We start from the raw sequence: 14832 nt of genomic DNA on the forward strand, positions 1-14832 counted from the left end.
AACGTATCCGATGTATATAAATGGCAAACAGATTATGCTGGATGACAGTTTCGAAGTAGAAAATCCGGCCACTAATGAAGTAATAGGCAGGGTTCCAAACGGTACAGCCACAGAAGCGCGCAGGGCTGCAGATGCTGCCCACGAAGCGTTTAAAACCTGGTCCAAAACGTCTGCATATGAACGGGCTGCTTTATTGGAAAGCTGGCATAGAGTTATAGATGAGAGATTAGAAGAGCTTGCTGTCATCATGGTAAAAGAACAGGGTAAACCTCTTGCGGAAGCAAGGGGGGAAATGCAATATGCAAACAGCTTTGTAAAGTGGTATGCAGAGGAGGCAAAACGGATTTATGGCGAATCGATTCCGGCAAGTGTTGCATCGAAACGGATTATGGTTCAAAAGCAGCCCGTTGGTGTAGTGGCAGCTATTACGCCGTGGAATTTTCCAGCAGCGATGATTACCCGAAAGGTTGCTCCTGCCCTTGCTGCAGGCTGTACGGTAGTAATCAAGCCCGCTGAACAAACACCTCTGACAGCACTTTTGCTTGCAGAATGTGCGGAAGCAGCCGGGATTCCAGCTGGTGTAATCAATGTTGTTACAACACAAAACCCGGCTGAAGTTTCAGATGTTTGGATGGAAGATAGCCGAGTGAAAAAGGTAACTTTCACAGGGTCAACTCCAATTGGTAAGTACTTAATGAGGAAAGCGGCCGACACTGTGAAAAAGGTATCTCTGGAACTTGGCGGACTTGCCCCTTTTATCATAGCAGAGGATGCAGACATTGAGGCAGCGGTGAAAGGTGTTATCGTCTCCAAATTTAGAAATGCTGGACAAACCTGCATTTGTGCAAACCGAATTTTTGTCCATGAATCTATAAAAAAAACATTCCTTCAAGCTTTCCAACAAGCTGTTGAGAGCCTTAAGGTAGGAAACGGGCTTGAGGACGGCACTGAAATTGGTCCGCTTATTGATAAGGCTGCAGTTAAGAAGGTACAAGCACAGCTTCAGGATGCTGTCTCAAAAGGAGCGGTGATTCATGGAGAATCCGGTCAAAATATGGAAAAAGGCTACTTTATGAAGCCTGTCGTTTTATCTGGGGTAACTGATGAAATGCTTTGCATGAAGGAGGAGACTTTCGGGCCGCTTGCCCCGGTTACTGCATTTAATACGGATGAAGAAGCGATCGAACGGGCAAATGATACACCATTTGGCCTTGCAGCCTATGTGTATACCAGTTCGCTGAAGAAGGCTGTCACTTACTCTGAAAATCTGGATTATGGAATTGTAGGTGTCAATGATAGCGCACCATCAGTTGCCCAGGCACCATTTGGCGGAATGAAGGAAAGCGGGCTTGGCCGAGAGGGTGGTCACTTTGGTTTGGAAGAGTTTTTGGAAGTGAAGTATATTTCCCTTCAAGTATAGAAAAATAATATTCTTAAAACTATACTAGTATATAAGTTTGGTAAATAATTCAAATTCGTAAAAAACTTAATAGTAATCCTATAATAGAGCTTCCGGTTACCGGACGCTCTTTCTTTACCAGATAGGAAAGGATCACTTTTTCACAAGTACAGATGTTTAGCTCCAGCTCCAGCCTTGCCCACAGTACAAGGAATGCTTTCGCAGTTATACATCGCAACACACAAACCGTCAGCTTTGTGAGTATGTGATGGCGTCGGCGTTAGGCACAGGAGATGGCGGTCTTAGCCGTGCTTCCTCTGTCCAGGGCGTTTCGCTTTTCTAACAATATTAGAAAAATATTTCCAAATCGGATTGTAAATAGTAGTATATTAATTTATAATTTTAAGAAAATTGTAAAATCAAAAAAAGGGGGGGATAGAATTAAGCTATATATGTCGGTGGACATGGAGGGAATCACTGGGCTTGTGGACTATAGGCGTAGTTGCACTTATGCGTAGAAGAAGGAAATTACTCTTTTAGAAGGGATTTATACTTTCTTATCCGCGAAAAAAGGGGTGTTCGGGTGAACACCCCTTTTTTACATGGTCCAGCTACGTTTTTTCCATCAGGTTATGTATGCCAGCTTTTAATAGGAATGAAGAAAATACTTGATACATATATCAGATTGACAGCAGGAAAGGGGGAATCTTGATGGTTCGGAAACCGAAACGGCTTGAAAAAGGGGATACAGTGGGAATTATTGCCCCTGCAAGCCCGCCTAACCATGAAAATTTACAGAGGGCCTTGCAATTTTTTGACGAACTGGGTCTTCAAGCTAAGCTTGGCAAACATCTTGATAACACAAAAGGTTATTTAGCGGGCAGTGATGAAGGCAGGCTTTCTGATTTACATGAAATGTTTGCAGATAAGAATGTTTCAGCCATTTTTAGCGCTTGCGGAGGTTATGGAACAGCTCGAATTGCCTCAGGAATTGATTACGATTTAATTCGTGGTAATCCAAAGATTTTTTGGGGATACAGTGATATTACCTTTTTGCACACGGCAATTGGCAAGAGGGCCGCAATGGCCACCTTCCATGGACCAATGCTTGCATCCGATATCGGCAAAGAAGATGTTCTTCCATTAACCAAGCAAATGTTCAGTCAGCTGTTCCAGCCGCAAGACATCGTTTATACAGAGGACCTTTCTCCGTTAGAGACAATGATCGAAGGAGAAGCAGAGGGAGCCCTTACAGGAGGAAATTTATCTCTGCTTGTTAGTACACTTGGTACTCCATTCGAATTGGATACGAGGGATAAGCTGCTGCTTATTGAAGATGTCAATGAAGAACCCCGGGCGGTGGACCGAATGCTTAACCAACTTTACATGTCCGGAAAACTTAGTGATGCAGCTGGCATTCTGGTTGCTGACTTTAAAAATTGTGTGCCCGAAAGAGAACAAACGCTTACCCTGGACGAAGTGATTGAACATTATGTAAAACTTGCAAAAAAACCGGCATTGAAAGGCTTTAATATTGGCCACTGTTCACCTAATATCGGGATTCCGCTGGGAGTAAAAGCCACATTGTCAACGTCTGCTAAACAAGTAATCATTGAAAGCGGTGTGGAATAATTTCATTTTATAGTGAAAAGGACCTGTCGCAGCAATTAAGCGGAAAAATAGGAATATAGTGAAAACGCAGTTCATTTATGCGAACGCGTTTCAGAGCCAGACTCGGAATCATGTTCGGTAAAGTGAGCATCGTGATTATAGTGAAAAGGCAGTAAAATTTAAAACGAATATCAATAAAATGCAGAGCCCAGTTTGGCCACAAGGCTCTACAAACGGTGAAAGGAAATCATCAGTCCATGAAAATACAAAGCATTGAAACGTACCGCACAGCAGTTCCGCTGATTAAACCGTTTAAGACTGCTTTGAGGACGGTTCACACAGCAGAGGCTATCTTAGTGAAAATCAGCTGTGATAACGGAATAACAGGGTGGGGTGAAGCCCCTCCAACCCTGGTTATCACCGGAGACAGTCTTAATAGTATAGAAGCGGCTATTCAGCAGGTATTTAAGCCGGTTTTATTAAATAGGAGCCTGCTAAACTATGAAAGTATTTTCCAGGAAATATCGTCGATTCTTGTCGGTAATCCTAGTGCAAAGGCTGCAGTTGATATGGCAATATATGATTGTGTATCCCAAAATTGTAACCTTCCTCTTTACCAATTCCTCGGAGGATACCGGGATGAGCTGGAAACAGATTTTACAGTCAGCGTGAATGGTCCGGAAGAGATGGGTGAGGATGCTGTCTCTTATATTGCCAAGGGTTTTAATGTTCTAAAGGTTAAGGTTGGCAAGGATGAGATTGCCACTGACATTGAGCGTATTCAGGAGATCCGGAATCGGGTCGGCAAAAATATTAAGATAAGACTGGATGCCAATCAGGGCTGGAAGCCAAAAGATGCAGTACGGGCGATTAGTAAAATGGAGGATATCGGACTGGATATCGAGTTGGTCGAACAGCCTGTTAAAGCTTCAGACATTGAGGGCCTGAAATTGGTCACTGATTCAGTGGAAACATTGATCATGGCAGACGAAAGTATTTTTACTCCGAAGCAGGCATTCGAAGTTTTAAAAACAAGAAGCGCTGACCTGATTAACATAAAGCTAATGAAAGCAGGCGGAATATATCAGGCAGAAGCCATAAACAGAATCGCCGAGGTTTGCGGTGTTGAATGCATGGTGGGCAGCATGATTGAAACGAAGCTTGGCATTACCGCAGCTGCTCATTTTGCGGCAAGCAAGAAGAACATAACACGGTACGATTTTGATGCTCCTCTTATGCTCGCCAAGGACATTATTGATGGCGGGATTCAATATAACGGCAGGTCGATAACCATGCCGCAAAGTAGGGGGTTGGGAATCAATCAAATACAGATTGAAGGAGGAGTATCCCTTGGCAGCGCAAAGTAAATGGCTGGTAAGTGTTCCTGTTGCGACGCTTTGGACATCCTATCAATCTCCGCGGGAAATAGATGCGGAGGCTATTAGCAGCACGGCCGATTCTGATGCATGGCTGGAAAAGCTGACATATGAAACCAGACTCGAGCTTTGCAATAGCAATTTGGTCCAATCTCAGGTCTTGTATGGACAGGAAGTAATTGTACTTGAGGAAAAAATCGGATGGGCCCATGTCCTTGTGCCTGAACAGCCATCAGGCAAGGACGAACGCGGCTATCCTGGCTGGATTCCACTTGAACAGCTGACACCAGTAGCAGATTGGAATATTGAAAGGGGCCCTGTTGCTGAAATCAGGAGCAAAAAGGCGAAGCTGTCAGGAGATGAGGGCCAAGATTTGCTTGAACTTAGCTACCAGACGATATTGCCGGTACTTGAAGAACAGGAAGACGTTGTTATTGTCCAAATTCCTGAAGGAAGAGGTTCACTTCCTGTTGAGGATGTAAAAGTGTCTGCTAGCTATTCCAGCAGAAGAAAAGGCAGCGGCAGTGACATTGCTGACGAGGGCGAAAGATTTCTGGGACTTCCTTATTTATGGGGAGGTATGAGCAGCTACGGTTTTGACTGCTCTGGCTTCAGTTATACAATGTGCAAAGCGAACGGCTATATTATACCGCGTGATGCCCATGAACAGGCGAAGGACGGAAAGGAAGTTGACTTAAAAAAACTTCAAAAAGGAGATTTATTGTTCTTTGCCTATGAGGAAGGAAAGGGCTCCATTCACCATGTAGGTATTTATTATGGCGAAGGACAATTATTGCATTCTCCTAAAACAGGGAAAACTGTTGAAATCATTCCATTAGCAGGAACAGTCTATGAAAAAGAACTTTGTGCAGCTAGGCGTTATGGGCAGGATACGGAGGAATAAACATGAATAAACAAGTTCTTTTAGAAGTCAATCAATTAAAGAAGCATTTTCATTTGGGTAAGGATTCCACACTAAAGGCAGTTGACGGTATTTCCTTTCAGGTTAATAAAGGGGAAACTTTCGGAATTGTAGGAGAATCAGGATGCGGTAAGTCTACTGCGGGCCGAACAATCATAGGGTTATATGACAGCACAGATGGTGAAGTGATTTTTAATGGTAAAAATGTTCATAATTTAAGTGAAAAAGAGCGTTTTGATTTTCATAAAAATATGCAGATGATTTTCCAGGATCCTTACGCCTCTTTGAATCCGCGCTCGACAGTTAGTGAGATTATAGCTGAACCAATGGAAGTGCACGGCTTGTATTCAAACAAGCAGGAACGCCAGGAGAGAATTTATCAGCTGCTTGAAGATGTAGGGCTAAACAGAGATCATGCTAACAGGTATCCCCACGAATTCAGCGGCGGCCAGCGACAACGGATTGGAATTGCACGGGCCCTTGCGCTTGATCCTGAGTTTATCATTTGTGATGAACCAATTTCGGCTCTTGATGTTTCAGTTCAGGCTCAGGTAGTCAATTTGCTGAGAAGGCTGCAGAAGGAAAAAGGACTCACTTACCTGTTTATTGCACATGATTTATCGATGGTGAAGCAAATCAGCACGCGAATTGCTGTTATGTATCTAGGCCATATAGTGGAACTGACCAGCAGCAGAGAGCTTTATAAAAATCCGCTTCATCCTTACACTCAGGCCCTTCTTTCTGCGATTCCGATTCCGGATCCTGATGTGGAGGATAAGAGGGAACGAATTTTACTTAAAGGCGAACTCCCAAGCCCAATCAATCCGCTAAGCGGCTGTGTCTTCAGGACACGGTGGAAGCATGTGCCCAAGTCAAGCCGGAATGGCAGGAGGTTGAGGAAGGCCATTATGTTGCGTGCCATCTGTACAATAAAAAAAATCCTGGCGACCATGACCATTCACCAATGGCGGCAGCCAGATAAGAAGGTATCCCGTTATGAATATTGTTGAATTGGAAAATGCCATATTATCAGAAATAGACAAGTGCACCGGCCGTGTTGGCCTTTATTTGGAAATGGAAGCAGGAAAAATCGAGTATAACAGTGAAGAAGCTTTCCGGTCAGCCAGCTTAATCAAAGTTCCGATTTTAATAGAAGGCTATAGACAGAAGGAAACTGGCCGTATACACCTGAACCAGCCGGTAACTGTTCAGCGGAGAGATAAGGTTGGCGGCTCCGGTGTACTGCAGGCTCTTTCAGAAAAGTCATTCATGACCTTAAAGGATATCATGACGCTTATGATTATCGTTTCGGATAATACAGCAACAAATGTAATGATTGATTTGCTTGGTATGGGTCCCATTAATCATTCTATTAAGGAGTTAGGGCTTACCAAAACTGTATTGGAACGCAAAATGATGGATTTTCAGGCTGCTGAGCAAGGGAAGGATAATCTGACATGTGCGGCAGATATGGTCCTCTGTTTAAAAGCAATCCACAATGCAGAATTTGTTTCTGAAGATAACAGCAAAGAAATGCTTGAAATAATGGAAAAACAGCAATTCCTAGATAAGCTGCCGGGGATGATGGATCTTGATAAGGCTGTGGTAGCAGGGAAAACAGGAAGTTTGAAAGGCATCGAACATGATTGCTCAGTCATTCGGTATCATGAAAAAGTCGCCTATGCTGCCGTACTGACCGATGGGCTGCAATCGAAAGAGGACGGAAGGCGGACAATTACCAATATTGGAAAGCATATTTTTGATTACTTATGCCAGTAGGATGGTATAGCCGCAGAGTAATGTTATGATGCATTTGTCCTGCGATTTAACGAAACTATCGAGCCAAGAAGTTGAAAACAGTGATATTAAGCAAACAAGACTATAAAAAACCAGCCATTTCGTAACAGTAAATGGCTGGTTTTTTATTATCAAAATAAAGTCTAGCTTTATTAACAAACACATGTTTAGCTTGATCACCTAGTAGTGATTTTACTGTTCTTCATAGGAGCTTGCGTCTTGCTTAGCGTACACCCTTCATAAATGTCTGGATTTTTGGCGACATCCAGTAAAGTATGGCACCGAGCAGAATCGAAATGGCGCCGATCACACCAAAGTAAATGATTTCTGTTTCAGGCTTATACAGCTTAACGATTTGAGCGTTAATTGCCTGTGCCGAAGCATTTGAAAGGAACCAAAGGCTCATGGTTTGTGCCGAGAAGGCCGCAGGCGCAAGCTTGGTTGTTGCTGAAAGGCCGACTGGTGAAAGGCAAAGCTCCCCAAGAACAACCAGGAAGAAGCTTATTACAAGCCAGATTGGACTTACCAGCGAATCTGTACCGTTCATATATGCAGGAACAATCATCACGATGAAGGATAGTCCGGCAAAAAACAAGCCTAATGAAAACTTCTTAGGAGTAGATGGCTGGCTATTGCCAAGCTTGACCCATAACCATGCGAATACAGGTGCAAGGAATACAATAAACAGCGGATTAAGTGACTGGAACCAGGATGACTTAATTTCCATTCCGGCAAAGTGCAGATCAGTCCGCTGATCTGCATAGGTAGCAAGAATAATGGAACCCTGTTCCTGAATTGCCCAGAACATCATCGCAGCTATGAATAGCGGAATGTAAGCAATCAGGCGGGAACGCTCTACTTCCGTTGTTTTTGGGCTGCGGTACATAAAGATAAAGTATAGAGTAGGAATAACAATACCAAGGATACTAATAAGGAAAATAAAACGGTCAATCGTCAGGAATCCAGTGCTGATAGATATTGCGCCGAGAACAATGATAGCTAAAGCTCCGATACCGATAATGGTAAAGGTCCGTTTCTTCTCTTCCTGTGTAAGCGGGTTTGGAACATGTGAACCAGCAAGTCCAAGGTTTTTCTTCTTGGTCACCATGAATACAATCAAACCAAGGAGCATTCCGACTGCTGCAAGTCCGAAACCAAGGTGGAAGTTATATTCCTGTCCGACTGTTCCGATAATAAGCGGTGCCAGCAGACCGCCCAGGTTTATACCCATATAAAATATGCTGAATCCGGAATCGCGGCGTGTGTCCTCATCGCTGTACAGGTCACCGACTATACTTGATACGTTTGGCTTCAGCAAGCCTGTACCAATAACGATCAGACCCATCGATATAAACAGCGCAGTAACGCTGCCCGGAAATGACAGCACAATATGACCAAGCATAATCAGAATACCGCCATAGAAAACGGTTCTGGTGGTACCAAATAATCTGTCTGCAATCCAGCCACCGATGATGCCTGACATATAAACAAGGGATCCGTAAATCGCCATGATGGAAGCAGCTGTTGCTTGATCTATGCCTAATCCTCCCTTAGACAGTTCATAATACATGTAATAAAGGAGAATAGCTCTCATTCCATAATAAGAAAAACGTTCCCAAAATTCCGTAAAGAAAAGAGTAAATAGGCCTTTTGGATGTCCAAAGAAGCCTGTTTGAGGGACGCTTTTAATAATTGAGTCTTTATCTTTAAAAGACAATATCATTACCTCCATTTCATTCTAACATGATACAACTAAAAAAATTTAATTGTCAAAAGATAGAATTGGGAGAAAATTGGCAATTGATAAGAGGATTATGAAAAAAGAAAACCCTCCGAAAATTGAGAGGGTTTTCAACAAGGATATTGCTATAAGAAATGGAAAATAGTAGTCCACTTCATAAACGTGCATAGAAAGTTCCTTCAAAAAAAGGATACCAATTACACTAAAGAGTAATGTAACAATGCTAACATTTGAGCTAAAAAATTTTCACTAAATAGTTTCCAAAAAATAAGGGAGTCACATGTCATATAGATTAAAAAGCCCTAAAAGGTAAGTAATACCTAATAGGGCCGGAATGAATTAGTTTTCTTCTACTTCTTTTCGGTTTTTCTTGAAAAGTTTTGATAAAACTTCGTAAACGATTGGTACAACAATTAATGTTAATAAGGTAGAACTTGCTAGACCGCCGATTACGGTTATACCTAAACCTTTCGAGATTAGACCGCCGCCGCCTGAACCAATTGCCAATGGGATTAATGCACCGATCGTTGCAATTGCTGTCATTAGGATTGGGCGCAGACGCGTTGCGCCAGCTTCCAGAACCGCGTCACGCATAGTCATACCATCACGTTCCATATGAATAATACGGTCTACTAGGACTATGGCGTTTGTTACAACGATACCAATTAACATCAATAGCCCCATCATGACAGATACAGAAATTGTTTCACCTGCGATTAATAAACCTACAAATGAACCAATTACCGCAAATGGCAGTGAGAATAGGATCGAAAATGGTGCGACACCTTCACGGAAGGTTACTACAAGGATAAAATACACGATTGCAACTGCTGCAGCCATGGCTATGCCAAGCTGTGTAAATGTTTCAGTCATGTCTGCCTGTACCCCTGCAACTCCGATTGTAACTCCTTTAGGCAAATCTAATTTATCAAGAGCATTATCTACTTCAGATGTTGTTTTTGAAATATCATCTCCAAGAACTGTACCTGAAACGGTTGCATAGTATTCGCCTTTACTTCTTGCAAGTGTATTAAAGGTTGTACCTTTCTCCACTTTTACAAGTTTAGATAACGGCGTTGACTTGCCAAGTGGTGTCGGTACCGGTTTGGCCAGGATGTCATCGATGGACTCTGGTTGTTTAGCTTGATCTTGTTGAATAATTACATCTAACGTTTCTCCATTTTTTTCCACTGTTGTTAAGATATCTTGTGTTTTTACCGGGTTTAGCATCATTACGATTTGACCAGTTGTTAATCCATGCTGCATCAATTCATTTTGTGCTACCTTAAAGGTATACTCAATGTAGGCATCCTCTGCACTTGTGGTAACGTCTTTTAAGCCGTCATTTTTCTTCATTACGCCTTCTACCATTTTTACAGAATCATAGAGTTTATCTAAATCTTCACTGTAGAATGTGTAGCTGACTTCATTTGCACCGACCGAGGCAGGAGCGAAGTTACGGCTCTTCCATTCTCCGGTTTGCCCAATGTTCTTCACATAATCTTCAATTTCGTCACGAGATTCTGGGAAGTTCTCCATGTCTGGATCAAAGATCAGGTACATTAATGCACCGCCTGCTCCTCCGCCAGCCATGGCCATCATAGGATCGGCGTTTTCAGTTACAGAGATTTGAACGATATCAATATCATTGCGTTTTATCATCTCTTTTTCTACGGCTTCAATGTTTGCCAGTGTATCTTTCTTAAGCTCGCCTGCTTTCGGCGTATATGTCAAATACATCACTTTTTCTTCTTCGCTGCCCATGAAGCTAAAACCAATTAGTGGTGTTAGCCCCAAACTGCCAGCTAATAAAACAACTGCAATGAGTGAAGAGATCACTTTATGGTTCAGTGCTTTTTCAAGAACTCCTTTATACCATTTAGCTAATTTTCCAACCTCTTTATGATTGCTTTCTGTCTTTTTGCTGTATAGTTTCTTCTTAAACAAGAAGTGTGATAATGCAGGAACAATTGTAATGGCAACGATAAGTGAAGCCCCAAGCGCAAATGTCATTGTTAAGGCGAACGGCGCGAACAACTCACCGACCATACCGTTGACGAAGATAAGCGGTGCGAAAACAGCGACCGTTACTAATGTTGATGAAAGGATTGGTTTGAACATTTCAATTGTTGCTTCACGTATTAATGCTCGGCCTGTTAATTTTTCTTCTTTTAAGTGCATCCGTCGATAAATATTTTCAACTACTACAATGGAGTCATCGATAACACGGCCGATGGCAACTGTAATTGCACCAAGTGTCATGATATTTAGTGTGATTTCCATCCAGTTTAGAAGCAATAATGCCATAAAAATCGATACTGGAATGGATACGATCGAAATAATTGTTGATTTAAAATCCCTCAGGAATAGAAGGATGATTAATACGGCAATTAAACCGCCAAATACAGCTTTTTCAATCATCGTTTTAACAGAATCTTCGATTGGTCCACCTTGGTCAAGTGATACATCGATTACAAGGCCATCATTTTTTTCCTTTTCTTCATCAATTAATTGCTTCACTTTGTTTACAACAACAACAGTGTTAGCCTGCTGTTCTTTGACAATTTGAATTGCAATGGCATCCTCACCGTTTGTACGTGAAACGGACTCTATTTTACCAACTAATTCAATTTCTGCAATGTCGCTAAGTTTCACAAATGGTGATGGATTTTTTGCTGATGGCGTTGCAGGAATAAGCATATTCTTTAATTCATCAGCTGTCATGAACTTGCCGTCTACGGACACGGCTTGTTCACCTTCCTTAAACTCGTAAAGTCCCAACGAAACAGCCATATTGCTTGCCTGTATCATTTCCTTGACTTTATCTTTGGTTAACCCGTGTTCTTCCATTTTGGCTTCATTATAAGTAAGGTCAACCTCTTCAATATGCTGGCCGGTCATGCTTACTGATGCAACACCATTGATTTTCTCGATTTTTGGAAGGATGATATCCTCTACCGTTTTCGTTAATTCAACAATTTCCTCTGTTGAACTGCTAACACTTAGTGCAGCAACCGGCATCATGTTCATACTGATGGCTGTAACTGTCGGCTTCTGGGCTCCTTCCGGCAATTCAACGGCATCTATGGCAGATTGTAATGCACGTTTTGCCTCATCCATATCTATGCCATACTCATATTCCACTTGAATACTAGACATATTAGAATATGAATTTGAATACACGGATTTTACATCTTTAAGACCTTCTACCGCCTTCTCTATAGGCATGGATACGTCTTCCATTACTTTTTCAGGAGTTGCTCCAGGATATACGTCCATGACCATTAAGTAAGGAATCGAAACGTCTGGAATTGTCTCCATATTCATCTTTGTACCTGAATATATGCCGGATACAGTAATGATGATTGTAAGCAGCCAAACTGCAAGTTTGTTCTGTAAGACAAAATTGACTAATCCTTTCACTAGTGCACCACCCTTAATTGACTTATAACACTCAATTACTTATACTAATGACTAGTCAGTCATTTGTCAACGGTATCATATTAGGAGCGATTAAAAAATGTTGAAAAAACAATTAATTATGGAAAAAGCGCTGGAGCTCTTTGCTGAGCAAGGATTTGAGACTACTTCTGTTCAGCAAATAACAGAGCGTTGTGGCATTTCAAAGGGTGCCTTTTACTTATCTTTCAAGTCAAAGGATGAATTGATTCTCGCATTGATTGATAATTTTATGATGCAGATTACTGCAGAAATTGACTATGCAGTCAGAAACACAAAAGATGATGGGATCTTTTATATAAATTTTATTACGCAACCTTTAACGCATTTTATAAGCATTCTGATTTTGTCAAAATTATCACCAAGGAACAAACGCAATCATTTAATCAGGAATTATTTTTAAAAATCCATTACTATAACTGATTAATCGAGAAAATTATTTTATCGATGATTGAACGGTTGTATGGCGAAGAAGTTAAATATGTAAAATTTGATTTGGTTTATTGCATAAAAGGCTTTATGAATACTTATTCAGAATTATTCTTATTCTATAACCTGCCTTTAGATTTGAAATTACTGTCACAATCACTTGTGGAAAAAACAACTGTACTGGCGAAACATACTACAATTCCCTTTATTTCTCAGGAGCTTATCCAAATGGTAAAGGAACCGATGAGTGAAGAGTTATCTAAGGAACAAATTCTCGAAATTGCGGAAGAAAAAATAGCTGAAATCGAAGAATCTATTGATTAATCATTCTTAAGCAGCATTTGATTGAACCAATTTATAGTCCTGCCATTGTCAAAGGGTTAATCGAGAATGTTCGAAACCATCCTCAATGTAAATGGATTTCTTACCTGCTTAGAAGGTATTTTGAGTTGTAAGAAAAGAATCATTAATCAAATAAATAAATTGACAAGTTTTATGGATTCACTTATCATTAAGATACAAACTTACGATATTTCTCCTAAAGGGGAGTAGCTTTTACAGCAAAGTCGTCATTACGGAGTTTCGGCTCTCGGCTTTGTTGGCAACTTTTAGTTGTTAGCAAGACCTTTACCTAACATTGGGTAAAGGTCTTTATTTATGGCCTTTACCATTCCGGTAAAGGCCATTTTTTATGAATAGGGTGGTTTTATAAATGATAAGTATCGTGTATTTGAATTATTCAAGGGACCTGCTAAAGGGTCCGATGAAACAGGGATTATATCGGGTAACGGTTCTAAAAGAATATTATTTTGTTGTAGAGCTTTTTGATGGAGCGTACTTTATGGGAGAAAACTATTGGGTTTTGGATTATTTTATGTTCGATCCGCGGTTAATAACACATCAGGCAGAACTACTTCCAAGTACAAACAGCCGTGGATTAAAAGGGGTTGATGTTGACCAATCCTCAGCAATTTGTAAGCTACTCCGTAAGTAAATTTATTTTTAGCTCTAATGTAATTAAGATTACCCGCAGGTGGCGTTTGAATATAGGCTTTTTAAGCAAAACGCACAGCCTTAATTACCCTTGCTGCATTAAAAGTATATAAAAGTTTGCTTAACAGATTAAATCAGTAAATTTGAAAAGATAAGAGGAGGATAAAGTATGTTGTTTCATCCTATGGATTTCTTGATTCTTATCGCTTTTGGAGTCGCTATTTGGGCCCAGTTCCGAGTGAAAGGAAATTTTAATAAATGGGCCACAGTGTCCACCCGAACCGGGCTGACAGGAGCAGAGGTAGCTAGGCAGCTTTTGGACCGCAACGAGCTGCCACATGTAAAAATAGAGGCTGTGCATGGTAAATTATCTGACCATTATGATCCAATGAGCCGTGTGGTGCGTCTGTCGGAAACTGTTTATTATGGTTCTTCAATTGCATCTGTTTCCGTTGCCGCACACGAGGTAGGACATGCCATCCAGCACCAGCAATCATACGGGGCGTTAATGCTGCGCCACCGCATGTTTCCCGTAGTAAACTTTACTTCTGGATTTGCCCCATTCCTATTATTAGGCGGTTTTTTATTTCAAAACCTTTCCTTAATAGGGACAGGAATCATCTTCTTCACCGCTGCGGTTGCCTTCCAGCTTATAACCTTGCCAGTGGAATTTAACGCCAGCTCCAGAGCTAAAACTTTGATGCTAGCTGAAGGCATGATTTATAACGAAGAAGAAAAAGGCGTAAACAAAGTGCTGAACGCGGCAGCTCTAACATATGTCGCTGCAGCCTTAATTTCATTATTGGAACTTGTGAAATATGTAATGATTTTCTTCCAGGGACAGGAAGAAGATTGATAGACAGATACAAGGTTTACTATCTTTTTAGTACATTACGTTTTGTTTAAAAGAAAAAAGAAGAATAGGAATTAAAAGTGAATCATTCGGGAACAACACATCGAGGGCATAAATACAATTTATGCCCTTAGTTATATTAGAAATATCCTTCATCAACAGGTGCGTGAGTTTAATAAAAAAGGACGAGACATCGCCCTTTTACTTCTTAGTGTATAGTTTAGTACATTTCTTGGTGTTGATTGTTTACGC

At 41.2% G+C, this 14832-nt stretch carries 11 protein-coding genes and 1 pseudogene; 10 read left to right on the plus strand and 2 right to left on the minus strand.

Annotation, left to right across the window (positions count from 1 at the left end; translation table 11 throughout):
* The first annotated feature begins 10 nt into the window (after window positions 1-10).
* The 6 genes and pseudogenes from D0469_RS02925 (at window position 11) to D0469_RS02955 (ending at window position 7087) form a co-directional block, all read left to right on the plus strand.
* A complete protein-coding gene (locus tag D0469_RS02925; RefSeq protein WP_199478342.1) occupies window positions 11-1420 on the plus strand; it encodes an NAD-dependent succinate-semialdehyde dehydrogenase in 1410 nt (469 codons plus the stop codon).
* A gap of 690 nt (window positions 1421-2110) precedes the next feature.
* The gene (locus D0469_RS02935) at window positions 2111-3031 is read left to right on the plus strand and encodes a S66 peptidase family protein (protein ID WP_117325150.1); all 921 of its coding nucleotides are present in this window, start codon (window positions 2111-2113) and stop codon (window positions 3029-3031) included.
* A 236-nt stretch (window positions 3032-3267) separates the two neighbouring features.
* Window positions 3268-4377, plus strand: coding sequence for a dipeptide epimerase (locus D0469_RS02940; protein WP_117325151.1), 1110 nt, complete (start codon window positions 3268-3270; stop codon window positions 4375-4377).
* On the plus strand, window positions 4361-5290 hold the full coding sequence (locus D0469_RS02945) for a C40 family peptidase (protein WP_117325152.1): 930 nt from the start codon (window positions 4361-4363) through the stop codon (window positions 5288-5290). The genes D0469_RS02940 and D0469_RS02945 overlap by 17 nt, the downstream gene beginning before the upstream one ends.
* A 2-nt stretch (window positions 5291-5292) precedes the next feature.
* Window positions 5293-6290, plus strand: a pseudogene (locus D0469_RS02950) (ABC transporter ATP-binding protein).
* Between the two features lie 14 nt (window positions 6291-6304).
* The gene (locus D0469_RS02955; protein WP_117325153.1) at window positions 6305-7087 is read left to right on the plus strand and encodes a serine hydrolase; all 783 of its coding nucleotides are present in this window, start codon (window positions 6305-6307) and stop codon (window positions 7085-7087) included.
* Window positions 7088-7328: 241 nt separating this feature from the next.
* On the opposite strand, the gene D0469_RS02960 is transcribed toward D0469_RS02955, so the two are convergent.
* Window positions 7329-8822, minus strand: a complete 1494-nt coding sequence (locus D0469_RS02960) for a peptide MFS transporter (RefSeq protein WP_117325154.1) — start codon at window positions 8820-8822, stop codon at window positions 7329-7331.
* 363 nt (window positions 8823-9185) lie between these two features.
* The gene (locus D0469_RS02965) at window positions 9186-12269 is read right to left on the minus strand and encodes an efflux RND transporter permease subunit (protein WP_117325155.1); all 3084 of its coding nucleotides are present in this window, start codon (window positions 12267-12269) and stop codon (window positions 9186-9188) included.
* A gap of 97 nt (window positions 12270-12366) precedes the next feature.
* On the opposite strand from D0469_RS02965, the gene D0469_RS21945 reads away from it, so the two are divergent.
* The 4 genes from D0469_RS21945 to D0469_RS02980 all read left to right on the plus strand — a co-directional run bounded on the left by D0469_RS21945 (window position 12367) and on the right by D0469_RS02980 (window position 14583).
* Window positions 12367-12708, plus strand: coding sequence for a TetR/AcrR family transcriptional regulator (locus D0469_RS21945; protein WP_325048925.1), 342 nt, complete (start codon window positions 12367-12369; stop codon window positions 12706-12708).
* Window positions 12709-12752: 44 nt separating this feature from the next.
* Window positions 12753-13058, plus strand: a complete 306-nt coding sequence (locus D0469_RS21950) for a hypothetical protein (RefSeq protein WP_325048926.1) — start codon at window positions 12753-12755, stop codon at window positions 13056-13058.
* 388 nt (window positions 13059-13446) lie between these two features.
* On the plus strand, window positions 13447-13728 hold the full coding sequence (locus tag D0469_RS02975; RefSeq protein ID WP_117325156.1) for a hypothetical protein: 282 nt from the start codon (window positions 13447-13449) through the stop codon (window positions 13726-13728).
* Window positions 13729-13896: 168 nt separating this feature from the next.
* Window positions 13897-14583, plus strand: coding sequence for a zinc metallopeptidase (locus D0469_RS02980; protein ID WP_117325157.1), 687 nt, complete (start codon window positions 13897-13899; stop codon window positions 14581-14583).
* Window positions 14584-14832: the final 249 nt, after the last annotated feature.

Origin of the sequence: Peribacillus saganii, from assembly GCF_003429095.1 — a bacterium.
In the GTDB taxonomy this organism is placed as follows: Bacteria; Bacillota; Bacilli; order Bacillales; family DSM-1321; genus Peribacillus; species Peribacillus saganii.

Excerpts from the sequence above, each read along its gene's own strand:
- D0469_RS02925 (WP_199478342.1), top strand. The coding sequence starts at position 11 with ATGTATATAAATGGCAAACAGATTATGCTGGATGACAGTTTCGAAGTA.
- D0469_RS02935 (WP_117325150.1), top strand. The coding sequence starts at position 2,111 with ATGGTTCGGAAACCGAAACGGCTTGAAAAAGGGGATACAGTGGGAATT.
- D0469_RS02940 (WP_117325151.1), top strand. The coding sequence starts at position 3,268 with ATGAAAATACAAAGCATTGAAACGTACCGCACAGCAGTTCCGCTGATT.
- D0469_RS02955 (WP_117325153.1), top strand. The coding sequence starts at position 6,305 with ATGAATATTGTTGAATTGGAAAATGCCATATTATCAGAAATAGACAAG.
- D0469_RS21945 (WP_325048925.1), top strand. The coding sequence starts at position 12,367 with ATGTTGAAAAAACAATTAATTATGGAAAAAGCGCTGGAGCTCTTTGCT.
- D0469_RS21950 (WP_325048926.1), top strand. The coding sequence starts at position 12,753 with ATGATTGAACGGTTGTATGGCGAAGAAGTTAAATATGTAAAATTTGAT.
- D0469_RS02975 (WP_117325156.1), top strand. The coding sequence starts at position 13,447 with ATGATAAGTATCGTGTATTTGAATTATTCAAGGGACCTGCTAAAGGGT.
- D0469_RS02980 (WP_117325157.1), top strand. The coding sequence starts at position 13,897 with ATGTTGTTTCATCCTATGGATTTCTTGATTCTTATCGCTTTTGGAGTC.